General features: G+C 59.0%; 13 protein-coding genes and 1 pseudogene. 1 reads left to right on the top strand and 13 read right to left on the bottom strand.

Translation table 11 applies throughout. The features are described 5' to 3' along the window. Positions 1-507: 507 nt before the first annotated feature. The 4 genes and pseudogenes from PcP3B5_RS19755 to PcP3B5_RS19740 all read right to left on the bottom strand — a co-directional run bounded on the left by PcP3B5_RS19755 (position 508) and on the right by PcP3B5_RS19740 (position 5,410). Complete coding sequence (locus PcP3B5_RS19755; protein ID WP_014820685.1) at positions 508-1,488, bottom strand: IS5-like element ISPst5 family transposase; 981 nt, start codon at positions 1,486-1,488, stop codon at positions 508-510. A 66-nt stretch (positions 1,489-1,554) separates the two neighbouring features. Then, positions 1,555-2,187: pseudogene (locus tag PcP3B5_RS19750) on the bottom strand (alpha/beta hydrolase); the annotation flags it as partial. Next, positions 2,187-4,766 (bottom strand): autotransporter family protein, encoded by a 2,580-nt coding sequence (locus tag PcP3B5_RS19745; RefSeq protein ID WP_061562204.1) that lies wholly within the window; start codon positions 4,764-4,766, stop codon positions 2,187-2,189. The gene PcP3B5_RS19745 and the pseudogene PcP3B5_RS19750, both read right to left, overlap by 1 nt. A 197-nt stretch (positions 4,767-4,963) precedes the next feature. Beyond that, positions 4,964-5,410, bottom strand: a complete 447-nt coding sequence (locus tag PcP3B5_RS19740; RefSeq protein ID WP_061562203.1) for a hypothetical protein — start codon at positions 5,408-5,410, stop codon at positions 4,964-4,966. Positions 5,411-5,548: 138 nt separating this feature from the next. Here PcP3B5_RS19740 and PcP3B5_RS19735 point away from each other — a divergent pair, with 138 nt between their 5' ends. Then, positions 5,549-5,896 (top strand): helix-turn-helix domain-containing protein, encoded by a 348-nt coding sequence (locus PcP3B5_RS19735; protein WP_061562202.1) that lies wholly within the window; start codon positions 5,549-5,551, stop codon positions 5,894-5,896. A gap of 29 nt (positions 5,897-5,925) precedes the next feature. On the opposite strand, the gene PcP3B5_RS19730 is transcribed toward PcP3B5_RS19735, so the two are convergent. The 9 genes from PcP3B5_RS19730 to PcP3B5_RS31540 form a co-directional block, all read right to left on the bottom strand. Beyond that, positions 5,926-6,261: a hypothetical protein gene (locus PcP3B5_RS19730; protein ID WP_061562201.1), complete on the bottom strand. Its 336-nt coding sequence runs from the start codon at positions 6,259-6,261 to the stop codon at positions 5,926-5,928. Positions 6,262-6,345: 84 nt separating this feature from the next. Further along, positions 6,346-6,528: a hypothetical protein gene (locus PcP3B5_RS19725; protein ID WP_061562200.1), complete on the bottom strand. Its 183-nt coding sequence runs from the start codon at positions 6,526-6,528 to the stop codon at positions 6,346-6,348. 43 nt (positions 6,529-6,571) lie between these two features. Continuing rightward, positions 6,572-7,492 carry a recombination directionality factor gene (locus tag PcP3B5_RS19720; protein WP_061562199.1) on the bottom strand — a complete coding sequence of 307 codons (921 nt, stop codon included), beginning with the start codon at positions 7,490-7,492 and terminating at the stop codon, positions 6,572-6,574. Between the two features lie 78 nt (positions 7,493-7,570). Next, a complete protein-coding gene (locus tag PcP3B5_RS19715) occupies positions 7,571-8,575 on the bottom strand; it encodes a YqaJ viral recombinase family nuclease (protein ID WP_061562198.1) in 1,005 nt (334 codons plus the stop codon). Positions 8,576-8,697: 122 nt separating this feature from the next. Then, entirely contained in the window at positions 8,698-9,099 is a 402-nt protein-coding gene (locus PcP3B5_RS19710) for a hypothetical protein (protein ID WP_061562197.1), read from the bottom strand. A gap of 153 nt (positions 9,100-9,252) precedes the next feature. Then, on the bottom strand, positions 9,253-10,221 hold the full coding sequence (locus PcP3B5_RS19705; RefSeq protein ID WP_061562196.1) for a DUF932 domain-containing protein: 969 nt from the start codon (positions 10,219-10,221) through the stop codon (positions 9,253-9,255). 107 nt (positions 10,222-10,328) lie between these two features. After that, positions 10,329-10,601 carry a hypothetical protein gene (locus PcP3B5_RS30870; RefSeq protein WP_237143051.1) on the bottom strand — a complete coding sequence of 91 codons (273 nt, stop codon included), beginning with the start codon at positions 10,599-10,601 and terminating at the stop codon, positions 10,329-10,331. Between the two features lie 184 nt (positions 10,602-10,785). After that, positions 10,786-12,204, bottom strand: coding sequence for a YfjI family protein (locus tag PcP3B5_RS30865; protein WP_082816363.1), 1,419 nt, complete (start codon positions 12,202-12,204; stop codon positions 10,786-10,788). Positions 12,205-12,268: 64 nt separating this feature from the next. Further along, entirely contained in the window at positions 12,269-12,625 is a 357-nt protein-coding gene (locus PcP3B5_RS31540; protein WP_237143050.1) for a helix-turn-helix transcriptional regulator, read from the bottom strand. Between the last annotated feature and the right edge of the window lie 293 nt (positions 12,626-12,918).

The raw sequence follows: 12,918 nt of genomic DNA, 5'->3' as shown, positions 1-12,918 counted from the left end.
CAGATGAGGGTGAAGGGAGCGGGGGGGATTGGCATAGCAGTCATCCTGTGACTATTGGATGGCGCCAGACTGCCAGCAGGTGGCGACAAATCATGTCGCTTTACTTGATCTGGGTCTTGGCTGAACACAAGGCGAAGGCTGTAGTGCTGGTGTGAGCGGGCTGTACCCAACGCCTCCAGGCGGCTTCCCAGCCGGCATCGTGGCTTGCTCCTGGTATATGGATGCACTCGATATGAGAGGGAGAGCCGAGGGCGCGCTGATAAAGGTCTAACAAGCGACTTGAAATAACGGTATCTCGCTGTCCAACTAAATGCCGCTGAGGCAACGACACGAGTTGATGACGATAGTCGAGCGGATCTAGGGATGGTCTGAAGTAGTCAGGTATTTCTGGCTGACTCCTGCCCTTGCCGATTTCAAAACGGTGATTCGGCTAAAAAACGATCAAATCATCCCCCTCTTTCCGGATTTATAGCCGGCGCGAGCACCTCGCGCCGGCCATTTCCCGCATTACAGACGCACCTCTCCTGCATTCGTCAGCAAATGTCGGCGCGCCATCCACAGGTTCGACAGCGCGAACAGTGTCACCAACTGCGCGGTGTTCTTCGCCAGGCCACGGAAGCGTGTCTTCACGTAGCCGAATTGGCGCTTGATCACCCGGAACGGGTGCTCGACTTTGGCGCGCACCTGGGCCTTGGATTTCTCGATCTTGCGCTTGGCTTTGTACAGTGCACTGCGCTTACTCAGCTTCTTGTACGTGCTGCGGCGGGCCGCAATCTGCCAGATCACCTCCCGGCCTTCATGTTCCGGGCGTTTCTCTACGCCGGTGTAACCCGCGTCGGCGCCGACCATGTTTTCCTTTCCATGCAGCAGTTTGTCGACCTGGGTAACGTCAGCAACGTTGGCTGCCGTCCCCACCACGCTGTGCACCAGACCTGACTCGGCATCCGCGCCGATGTGAGCCTTCATGCCGAAGTAATACTGGTTGCCCTTCTTGGTCTGGTGCATTTCCGGGTCACGCTTACCGTCCTTGTTCTTGGTCGAACTCGGCGCATGGATCAGCGTGGCATCGACGATGGTGCCCTGGCGCAGCGACAGGCCCCGATCGCCCAGGTAACCATTGATCACCGCCAGAATCCCGGCCGCCAACTCGTGCTTCTCCAGCAGGCGACGGAAATTGAGGATGGTGGTTTCGTCGGGAATACGCTCTAGGTTCAGCCCGGCAAACTGGCGCAAGATTGTGGTCTCGTACAGCGCCTCCTCCATCGCCGGATCGCTGTAGCCGAACCAGTTCTGCATCAAATGTACGCGCAGCATCGCCATCAGCTGATACGCCGGACGACCACCTTCACCCTTGGGGTAGTGCGGCTCGATCAGGGCAATCAAACCCTTCCACGGCACCACCTGATCCATCTCGATCAGGAACAACTCTTTGCGGGTCTGCTTGCGCTTGCCGGCGTACTCGGCGTCGGCGAAGGTCATTTGCTTCATCGGGAAACTCGGGCAACGGGATCGGCGTATTTCACCAGATTCGGGAAGTCTTTTTCAGACCATCCCTAGGGAACCGCTGAGGGGGGACAGCCCTTTCATTTCTGCCCATAGCCGTGGGCTGAGGTTGCCAGCAAGAGTTTGGACCTGAGCTACGTCATCCCGCTGAGCGGCCAACAACAGCGCCAGCGCTGCTCCACCGGAATATCCCACCAGCTCGAATTCTCGATTGCCATAGCGCTGCTTCAGCTGGTCGAGTGCGTGGCTTAGGCTGATAATGACTTCTTGAGAGAAGCGCCGATTGGTCCAGAGGGTAGGTTCGCAGGCCGGTGCCATGACGAACTGGCAGGGCCGTGCCAGGTAGGCATTCGGCTTCGGATCATCTATTGCTAGCCGTGCCACCAATAGGCTGTGTGGGCTCGGATCCAGGCTGGGCTGTGTCGCCGTCGCCCAGGCATGGCCATCGCCCTCCAGGTAAACACGCAGGCGGGTGGTTGTCGCTGTGCCCTGCGGTGCCAGCATGGCGAGTGGGAACGGCTGTCCCGGAAGAATCTCCAGTTGTCGCCCATGCTCATCCGCCAACTGCTGCAGTGCCTCGCGAGGCGACTGGCAGCCGGTGAGGAGGGCGCCGAGCAGCAGCGTTGGGATAACTCGAAGAAAACCGGCCCACAGAGGTAGGCCGGAAAGGTAGTGGTGGCTCATCAGAAGTCGTAACGAATCTTGGCAGTGAAGGTATCTGCGTTGAAGTCGGTCTTGCCGGTGTAGTCGTAACTGACCCCGACAGTAACCGCACCCAGGTGATAGTCCGCACCGACACCAGCTTCGTAGCTGTTGCGCACCGCCTTGGCTCCCTGACTCACGAAGGGTGTGCCACCCAGCGTGAAGGTCGAGGTGCTCTGGGCTTCGTCCGCGGCGAAGTCATGGTAGGCCATCAACTTGGCCTGCGGCTGCAGGTTGCCATTGCCGACTTGGAAATCGCCCGCTACCCGCACACCCGCACCCAGTTCCGCCACCTCGTAGCGCTGGCTATCCACCTTGAGCGCCGCCGACGAACCCTTCTCGTGGTAGCCATCGATATCGACGCGCGCGTAACGTGCAGCCAGTCGCGGTTCGACCAGGAACTGCTGGTTCAGGCGGTAGGTGTAGCCACCCACCACGTTGGCGCCCAGCACCTGGCTGTCGTAATCGCCCTTGGCCGTGCTGCCGGCGATGCGGCGCTTGCTCTCGTTGTCGTTGATCCCATAGCTCAGGTTGGCATCGACGAAGTAGTTGCCTTGTTCGAAGCCGCTGTACAGGGTGAGAGCATTGCCGTCGACATCGGTGGTGTTGCCGCTGTCGCTGTTCACGCTGGTGTGCAGGAAGCTGTAGGCCACGCCCAGGGTCAACTGGTCGGTGAGCTTGCCATCGGCGCCAATGGCGATGCCGCGGCTGTAGGCGTTGAAACCAGCCACGCCACCACGCAGGTCCTGGTTGGCATCGCTGTACAACGCCTGGGCCCAGATGCCGGTGTTCTGCAGCACATCGCCAGAGGATGCACCGCGCAGGCTGCTGGTGCGATTGCCGGTGACGTTGCTCATCAGCGTCTGCCCACTGGTGGCCGCCTGGGTCGCACCACCGTTCACCTCGGGGGCGAGCTGCTCCGTCAGCTTCTTCAGCGCTGCCGGATCCTGCGAGGCATTCACATAGGCCTGGAACACCGGATCACTGGGATTGCTCTGCGCCAGCCCGGTCACCACCTGGCTGAAGGCTGCACCCGCACGCTGGGCGTTGGCCGAACCGCCAACCTGGCCGATCACCTCACCGACTTCGTCCTGGCCCTTGGTGCTGACCTTGGCCAGGATCTGGTTGTCGCCACTGCTGACGGTGTCGACGTTCAGCAGGGCCGAACGGCTGGTCACGCTGACGCCGTCATCCTGTAGGGTGCCGGCTTGGACCAAGGTATAGGTCGTGCCCTGGGCCTTGAAGTCATTGCCTTGGGCCGCCAGTTGGATCTGCGAGCCCTTGGCGAACTCCGCGGTACCGGAGACCGCGACCACGGCCTTGCTCGGATCCGTGGCCGAACTCAGGTTGAGCCCCAGCGAGGAGTTGCCCGCCACATCCAGATTGCCCTGAATCGTGGTGTGCGGCTGAGCGAATTCCAAGTGCGCCGGCGTGTTGCCCGCATCGCTGCCGACATCGAGCCAACCGGCATCCTTCAGGCGGATGTTCGCGCCATCGGTGCTGGCGTTGGTACCGGTGAAGGTCACGTCGCCGTTCACTTCGATGTTGGACAGGTCGATCAGGTTGCCGGTAATGCTGCCGGCATTCCACACCAGGTGCACGCCGCCACTGGATTGGGAGGCATCGATGGCTTCGTCCTTGGATATCAGGTTGCCGTTGTTCTGGATGACCAGCGTGTTGCCGGCATTCGCACCGTCGATGTCGAAGGCCCCCACCTCGATGGCGGCATCGTCAGCCTGGATGGTGCCGGTGTTGAGCACCTGCACCGGCGCGCTGGCAAAGCTCACGCCGTCGAGACGCAGCGCCGTTGCATCATCACCGCTGGCCAGAATGCTGCCATGGTTCTCGATCCCGCCGAGGTCCACCCGATCCGGACCGCCCATGTCATCGTCATAGGTGGCGAGGATTGCCGTCGAGCCGGCGCCGCTGACCTGGATCAGACCATCGTTGATCAACTTGCCAGCGATGGTGCCGCCCTTGAGCTGGATGCCCGTGGCCTCTTCGCCATCGGCTAGGATCTTGCCGCTCGCAGCGTTGACCAGGTCGCCCTGCAACACCGACTGGCCGGCGAACTTGAGGCCACGGATACCGTCGCCCTCGAGCACGCCACCGGCCACCTGCAGGGTACCTTCGTTGACCAGGTTGCCGTGGATGATGGCCGGGTCGATCAGCAGACCGGTGACGCCGGCGCCGTTCACCGTGATGCTGCCTTTGTTCTGCAGGTTGCCGAATACCTCGGTCGGCGCGCCAATGGGCGAGGGAGTGTCCTCGTCGCCGGCGTAGGACAGGTCGACGCCATTGAGGTCATCGCCCGTGGCCTGCACCTGGGCGTTGAGCACCAGGTCGTGATTGAAGGTGTCGCTGTAGAAGCGAATGGGCTGGTTGCTGCCAGTGAAGGCGCCGGTGACTTCGGTGCTGTCGGTGCTGTCGGTGCTGTCGGTGTAGGTGTTGCCTTCGCTATCCAGGCCGCTGTTGGTCAGCGTCAAAGCGTGTGCGGCGAGGGGCAGGGCACTGGCGGAAATCGCCAGGGCGAGCAGTGTCTTGCGATATTTTGGAGTCATGAGTGCTTTATCCCTAAACAGTATTTGGCGATTTGTTTTTTTATTTTTTGTTTTGTGGAGACCTCTTTTCGAAAATAAAAAGTTGGGTGGTGACTGCGCAGCCAAACTTGGCTGCGCAGTTGGTGGAGTGATTGGTTCGGTTTGATGAGGATCTTTCTTATTGTTTAACTGCGACGCGACAACTTGCGTCGTTCTGCCTACCAAGCAGAGCGACAGAGGTTTTTCTTGCTGGTCAGGGGTTGGAGAACCTGGGGAAGGTTCTGAGTCGGGAGCTTCACCGTCCGGCCACTGGCGCTGAGCTGCAGGGTGCGGGCCTTGCGCAGCGCGGCCCAGAAGCCCGGGAAGCTGGAACTGCAGGCTTCGCAGTCGGTGTAGAAGGGGTTGCTGAAGGTGGTGCCGTCGACGATGACGTCGAAGCCATCGCGTTCGGAGGAGTACTGCTTGCCAGCGATGGTGGCGTAGGCGGAGACGGGGCTTTCGTCATCGTCTGGGCAGGTGATGTTCAACTGGCTGCCGTCACCGTCGTCGACCAGGTGTTCTTCGACGCCTTGGGTGTAGCTGGAAGTCCATTCGTAGGTGCCGGCAAAAGCGGTGCTGGTGGCCAGCCAGCCGAGGAGAGAAGCCAGAAGCAGTTGCTTGTGCATGGGGACAATCCCTGTATCGAGTGAAGAAAGATCACCAATAAAGTCGAAAATCAACCTTTTGAGGTGATTTTCGACCTGTGGTGTTCTTCATGTCAATGAGGTGGTGCTCAACCATTCAGGTTGAATGGGGGAGGCATCATGGCTGGTACGGATCAGAAAGCACTTGCTGAAGCGGTAGGGCGGGCGATTGCCAAGCAGCGCATGCGCTGCGGGATGACGCAGGACGAAGTGGCGGAGATCCTGGGCGTGGGGAATGAGGCGGTGTCACGCATCGAGCGCGGAGTCGTCATGCCCAACATTGCCCGGCTGTTCGAGTTCGCGACGATCTTCAATTGCAACGCGATGGAGCTGCTGAGCGAGGCCAGCTTACGCCCGGATGACCAGGCCACGCGGATCAGCGGATTGCTGAATGCCCTGGAGGAGAGCGACCGTCAGTTGGTCGTGGAGATGGTGGAGCGCTTGAGCGAGCGACTCAGTCGCGGGTGAGGGGTGCCACTTCAGCCAGCAGAGTTGAGCTAGTGACGTGGTATGGGTTCTTCGTTGTACTTCGCTCCGCAGCGGAGGCAGAGGCAGTCGTATTCCATGAACTGGAAGCGGCGCACATCGCGAATGAAATCGCCGGTGCTGTTCCAGTTCGCCGCCGCGCCACAGATGCCATCGAGCATCAGGTTGAACGCGCGCTCTAGCGGACTCTCGCAATGCAGGTCCGAGGTTATCGGCTGCTGCCGGGCAGGCGACTGCTGAATGCCGCGTAAGAAACCGTCCAGCGTGCCCATTAATCGAGCCAGGGCTTTGGCGGCATCCTTGGACAGCACCACGGAAGAGTTACAGATCAGGCACCGTGTGATCATGGTGAGTGCTCCTGTTAGGCGGAAAGTTGAGATGAGAATCGGCGAGTAGGAGCCCTGATGGCTCCTGCTTATGCCGCCAGGGGACTAGAGGGAAATGCGGAGCCCGACCCGTTGGAGGAGTCGGTGGAACAGGATCAGCGCTAGTACGATGGCTACTGCCAACGGCCAGAAGCGCAGCATGAGCACCAGCAGTGCAACGGCCACTGCACAGCTGGCCAGCACGCCGATAAACACGAACAGCAGACCAATGAAACGCACCAGGCTCATGGCGCGATCCTCCTCGTAGGTTGACGGGGGGACGCCGCGGATATCACTCCGCGGCATGTTGAGCACGAGCTTCAGCGCGGGCTTTCAGCAGCGTCGACAGGGTGGGTTTCGGCGTGGCAGGTGGTTCCACTACAGGAGCGGCCGAAGGGGGGGATTCGGGAGTCGGCTCCGGGAAGAACTCCTCGGCAATGGCACCGGTCTCCTCATCACTGTCTTCGAAGGCTCCGTTGGCAAAGCCCAGCCGCGCCGTGGCGTCCAGTGCCACCTGGTCGAAGTCAGAGGCCTGGCGCGCCTCATCGAGCTCCCGGGCTTGCAGCAGCGCTTCTTCCATCGACAACCCGCTACGCACCGTGATGTCGACGTAGAAGATTGGCGAGCCATGGCTTTGCCGGGTGGACTTGCCGCGCAGGCGCAGTTCCAACGGCAGGCACGCCAGGCGGTTACCGGAAATCGCTTGCAGGTACTGCAGTCGGGCCGCCAGGGTGCGGATGCTGTTGAAGCCGGTGGTGCGGAACACGAAGCTGCCCAGCGGATCCTCGTCGCCGATGGCGACGTTGAGGCGGCCGTAGGGCTTGCAGGCACCGCCCTTGGCCAACGGACAACCATCCGGCGAAGGGCAGGGCAGCGAGGCGATGCCGTCTTGACCGCGGCGCTTGCAGGTCTCGCCATTGCCGACACACAGCGGTCGTCCAGACTGCCGATCGAACAGGCAGTACTCCGCGCGGAAGTTCAGCTCCGGCGCGTTGAACAGCAGGCGGATCGGAATGCTGCGGATCTTACCGCCCTGGGCCTTGCGCAACTCCTCGTCCAGGGGATGGGGCAACCAGCCATCCCGCAGTTGGACCTGCGAGGTGAGGGTGAATTGATCGTCCTTCTCCGGCAGACGCTTGCCGTTCTTCTCGACGACCTTGCCGATGGAAATCCGCCCGAGCACCGGCGGGGTAATGGCCAAGCCTTTGAGCATGGTGGTTCTCCAGTGGATGAATAAAAAAGACCACCCGGCGCAGGGGAGACGCCGGGATGGTCAAGGGGGGAAGCTAAATCAGGTGATCAGGAAGCGCCGGCTGCCGACCTTGGTGGTGGGGTAGCGCGCCAGCAGGTAGGGCTTTTCCTTGAGCAGCAGGGGCACATCGAGCACCACGCTGTCCTTGGCCTTGCGCCAGGACGCCGCGCCGTTGGCGAACAAGGCCCGGCTAGCCTCGCCCATGGCCTGCTGCAGTTGCTGCTTCAGCTCGGCCTCGCGCTTGTTCTGTAATTCCAGGCTGGCGCGGACGGCCTGCAGTTCATCGAAGGCAGCCGACAGCAGCGGATCCTGGGTGAAGTCCAGGGTGTGCCCCTGGTCCTCTGGATATAGGCAGCGCAGGGCCTGCTCCGCCGACTCGGAGCCATCTGCCGGTGGGGGCGTATCGCGTTGCACGTAGCTCCAGAAGTCGCGCTCCAGCTCGATCAATCGGCCAATGAGCTCCTCGTCGCGCTCAATGCGGTGGATCTCCAGGTGCTGGCCGCCGAGCAGCACGGCTACATCGGCCGCCTGCTTGCCGGTCACCGCCAATTGGTGCATCACCTGCAGTTGCACGTACACCGGCACGCCTTCCTTCCAGAGACGGGCGCCATTGATACCGGCGGTCTTGCATTCGAGGATCTGTACGTCGCTGGCGCCGATCACCTCGCGGTCGATGTTGGCCAGCATCCAGTCCAACTTCGGATCCGGATGCTGCAGCACGGCATTGATCCGCCGTACCCGGTTGCCGGTACGGCGGGCATAGTGGTTGGCGACGATGGGCTCGAGGATGTTGCCCCAGTAAGTCGGGCTGTCCTCGTCGTTCGGATCGCTCTTGGGCAGCCCGGCATCGCGGCCGGTCTTTTCCAGCCACAGCTCCAGCTGCGACTTGTAGGGGTTGAGGCCGACCGCGGCTGCAGCGTCCGAGCTGCCGATACCGTGCTTACGTACCGCCAGCCAGGCATCGCGAGACAGGTCCTTGGTGCCGACCAGGCGCAGGGCAGGGCGCTGCCGTGCCCTGTTGGGCGTGGAATGGGCATGAGTCATGAGGATTTTCTCCGGACATAAAAATGCCCGGCCGGCAGAGCCGGTCGGGCATCGGGGGAATGGGCGGCCGTCAGGCCATCGATGGGAGGACCGCATCCAGGCGGCGCTGCGATCCCTCCCACTTACCGGGCTGCACCACCGGCCATGGCGGGCGCCGACTGCCGTCGCCGTGCGTGATGGGCTCGAACCTTCTCGCGCCAGGCGGGAGAGAGTTCCTTGGCCAGGTCGAGATAGCGCAGCGGGCAACTGTAGTAGTACGGCGCCATGGACTCATCCATGGCCTTGTACCCCCACTCACCGCCACGGCGTTGCAGCAGATCACAGCGGATGTAGCGCATGGACTCGCCGGGAGCGAGGCCTGGGTGAACGCCTTCGGTTTTCGCTGTCACTTCGCTGACCGACCACAGCACATTGCCCCGCAGGGTGTGGGCAATGACTCGAACGTGGGCGCGAGCCTGGTCTTCAGGTTGAGTCAGGTCCCGGATCAGCTCTGCCCGGGTACGGGATGAGAACAGCCAGCCCATGAGAGAGGCCTCCAATGAAACACCGGAGCCCCACTCCCCAGGAGCGGAACCCCGGCGGGTGGAAGAGGACGCCCAAAGCCGCGGCATCTGCGAGCGACCGCTGTCGTCACAGAACCGCTTGGGCGAATGGATAACGAGAAGAGGGAACGGCCGTCAGGCCACCAACTGCAGGGCTGTATCGAGGGCACGTTGTTTGATCACTGCCCCCTGTCCGAACCAGGCCGAGTCCATGCGGTACTCGTTGCTGCGCGCACGGCGCTCGTGGTCGACATACTCGGTGACGGCATTGAGCAGTCCCCAGGCAGTACCGTTGGCGGCTTCCAACTGCGAGCCGCGGCCGCGGCCTTCGTACAGGCTTTGCACCCGACGCAGCGCGCGCTCGTTCGGTAGGGCATCCGGCAACGGATTGTTGGGCTGGGCATCGCAGAGCACCTGCATGAAATAGCCCATCGCCTCGTGCCACTGCACCTTGCGCTCCGCCAGGTGGCGCATGCGGTACATGAACTCGTCCCATTGCGAGACGGCGATGCCCAGTTGCTTCTTCACGGCCTGAGCGTCGAAGCGCGTGCTGTGCGGCACCTTGATCGCTCGGGTCGCACCGTCGACGGCGATGGTCAGGGTGTTGTTGCACACTACCCGTACCGTGGTCGGTGTGGCGGTGGTGGCCAGGGTGCCGTCGCAGGAAGTGGCCAGCAGCAGGTAACCGTTGACCAGGTCGTTGCCCTTCAGCGAGGTGTTCTGTCCGGTGCGCGCCAGCGCCCAGAACTTGCGACCGCCCTTGAGCACGCCAGCGGTTTCCAGCTCGTAGCCGGAGATCTGGGTGAGGTCGCGGTAGAACTCCAGTACCTCCCGCGGCTGCACCACCTGATAGCGCTGGGAGACCACCGAGAGCGGAGCCTTGGTGTCGGAGCGGTAGAGCACCTTCTGCTCGGGGAAGGAGTGGATGCTGCCCAGATGACCGACCGCGTCCGCTTTGAAGTGGACCGGGCTTTCCTGGATCTGCCAGTCCATGCCGGCCTCACGCTGCCAGACTTCCAGCGGTTGTTTCGGGGAGAGGCGGCTGCCCAGGCCATGCCAGGGGGCTTCGCCGACATACGCCATACGTTCGATGAGATGAGCCATGATGAGTTTCCTGTGAGCAATAGCCGGCATAAAGCGCTGCGCGAAGCGCAGCACCGGCGAAGGGGTTGAAAAGGGAAGGGGAAAAGCGAGAGGAAGCGAGAAGGCGATCAGGTCGGCAGGTTGAAGCGATGCCCGCAGATCAGGCAGAGGTTGTTGGCGAGCACGTGACGATCCAACTGGTCGCCGAGCTGGGCGCCGAGCGCACAACCGCCGACTCCGCCGGCCAGGCCACCGAGAATGGCGCCGGACAGTGAACCGAGGGTGATGCCCAGCGGACCGGCAATGGCACCGACAACTGCGCCGGCTTGCCCGCCAGCAAGAGCGGCGGATGCACCACGCGCTGCGCCACCGACCGTGCCGACCAGGGCACCGATCTTCATGGCAGGATGCAGGGATGCGATCTTGGGGGAGTTACAGCGAGGACACTGCAATGGCATGGCTGGAGAGCCTCCATGGTGGGTATGTCATGGCAGTGATGTAGGGCTGAGATTATTTAGAATTAAAAAAAACACCGGGGCGAGGCCGGTGTCGAGTGAATGCTGTGTTGTCTGGGATTGTGCGGAGTTACCCTGGAGGAGGGGTTAACTCAATCCTTACAGGCCTATATTTGCTGTTTATTCTAATTTTTCCCATTGCCGCCAGGCAATCTAGTACCTGGTTTAGTTTGGACGCTGAGCGAAGTCTGGTTGGCCCACGTTGAAGTATTGTATTTTTTTCAATCCAGCTAAAGAATGGGGTTCTATAGCCCTTAAGTTGAATCCAGTTGTAAAGAATTTCGGCGTCATTAATTGTTTTTGGCATAAATTCAAATTCGTTCTTGAATGTCTTTGAGCATTCGAGAACTATTATTTCTGCGGACTTTATCTCTTCTAGTGAGATGGTGCCGTCCCCGCGCTCGAAGTAATGTAGTAGAGCTGCTACACGAGCAATGTTTTCACTGAGTTTGGATGCATGATCTTTTGAGCGCTCATACTCTCCACCATTTTTAAGCTCAGATTCAATCCTGTTGAAAGTGGATATCCAATGCGCTGCAGCGGCCGATGAGAGTTCTATGATCTTTTTCGGTATGGCCACGTCGTGTAGACGCTCCATAGTACTTTTGAGAAGGCTATTTACTCGGATTTTATATTTTTCCATTATTTCCGTATGGATTTTTTTATCGGTCATGAATCTGGTCCCTTGTGTCGAGATAGGATGAAAGACTAAGGCTCGGGACAAGAGTCCGACAGATCTGGCTCGGTCGCCTTTGCTCTCTAGATAGTCAAGTAATATTTGATGTTGGATCATGATTCCCACTGTTAATCTTGCGTCGTGAAGTGAGCAGCTTTCAGATGTTGTTCTGGCTACTTCAATATCACTGCCACTCCAGAGTGAGTTGATTTTGCCGTAATCATTAAATGCGCCTTTTAAAATTGAAATTCCTTCGCTTGATATTAACGATGCCCAGGGTGTGTCAAATTGCATGCCTTGGAGGAGTGCGGCTGTGGTCGTGTCTTCATAAATCGGATTGAAAGCCCTTGGTCTCTCTGGCTTGGAACTTTGATGCATAAGTAATTCATTTTCTAGTTTAAAGTACTCGGAGGAATCCGTTGGGTTGCTGCTCATTTCTTGTATTATTCTTCTTTTTCTCGTCGACCAAGCTTCGTGTTTCAACTCCCAGGTAAGAAGTTCTCTCTTGTGATTTTGCATTGAATTCTTAATGTATTCGCGAATGTGGGAGAGAAAAATTTTCTCGACGGTTGTTTTTCTTTCTCCGGAGTTGGCAATGATTATTGTCAGTAACGAGACCGGACCAGTCATTTCTCCTGGGCGCTTAACATCTATGAGCGGTTGGCATAGCATAGATATGGTGGTAAGAGCTGAGGCAAGAACGAGCTCAATTGGAGCTTGAGTGGTTTCAACGACCTCGAGAATAAATTCTTTAAGCGTTGGGAACTCGCTAAGGGCCTTAATGGATGGGCTGATAGGATCTTCTAAAGTCATCTTGTACGTTCCATGGTTTATTGGTTGTGGTTTGGGTTTTTAAATTTCAGGCTAGGCAAGATTTTTAGTGGCGACTTTCGAGCCAGATAATTATTTCATCAAGTCGCCACCCAACAGCGCCACCATTACCTCGACCTGATAGGTGAATTTGCTTTGGGAAGGATGGGTCGTGTCTTGGTGACCGTGGATTTAGCCAGTCGTAGATACACGAGCGTGATATTGATAGCATTTCTGATAATTTATCTATTCGAATTATTTTAATTTCGAATTTTGATATTTTGTAATTGCATCCTGTATTTTGGGGTAATGCTGGCGCTGTCTTTGGTTGTATTTTTTCTGTGTTATTAGACAGGGGAAGTGCTGAACGCTCTGCCTCAGTTTTTTCAAAAAGCATTTCGTTTCTTTTGTGTTTTTCTTTCATTTCTGCCTCCTACTAGATGGGGCAGATGCTAGGTCTGGTGATTTCGTATTGAAACGGCTTTGCTTAGCGGTATTTTTTTACATGACGGTTGTGACGCTTGATTTTTTGCGCTTTGTGATGATGCTGGGCTGTGGGCTGTGGGCTGTGGGCTGTGGGCTGTGGGCTGTGGGCTGTGGGCTGTGGGCTGTGGGCTGTGGTACTGGCTCGCGGATGAGTGAGCATGGCTAAAAAGCCGCTACAGCTGCTATTGAATAGCAGCTGTAGCGGGCTTCTAGGCATTAGGCTGATGTTTC

Source organism: Pseudomonas citronellolis, assembly GCF_001586155.1.
Taxonomy (GTDB): domain Bacteria; phylum Pseudomonadota; class Gammaproteobacteria; order Pseudomonadales; family Pseudomonadaceae; genus Pseudomonas; species Pseudomonas citronellolis.
The sequence above is the reverse complement of the archived record's forward strand: the minus strand, read 5'-3'. Positions and strand labels throughout refer to the sequence as shown.